The following is a 239-nucleotide window of genomic DNA, read 5'->3' as shown; positions in this document are numbered from 1 at the left end:
TGGCGGGCCTCGGTCTCGAACCGGGAGCGGAACGTCGCGTCGTCGGCGTACTCGTCCTTGAGCAGCTTGACCGCGACCTCGCGGCCCAGGGTCGTGTCGCTCGCGCGCCACACCACGCCCAAGCCGCCGGTGGCGATCCGGGAGTCGAGCCGGTAGCGGTGCGCGTCGTCGGCGAAGCGGGGCCCGGGGGCCCCGAAGGTCACGGTCGGGTCGCTCACAGCCCGATCACCCCCACCAAA

General features: G+C 73.2%; 1 pseudogene. It reads right to left on the bottom strand.

The window, feature by feature from the left end:
- Nucleotides 1–218: pseudogene (locus QWY28_RS23855) on the bottom strand (hypothetical protein); the annotation flags it as partial.
- Nucleotides 219–239: the final 21 nt, after the last annotated feature.

Source organism: Nocardioides oceani, from assembly GCF_030412965.1.
Taxonomy (GTDB): domain Bacteria; phylum Actinomycetota; class Actinomycetes; order Propionibacteriales; family Nocardioidaceae; genus Nocardioides; species Nocardioides oceani.
This window is presented reverse-complemented; position numbering and strand designations above follow the sequence as displayed.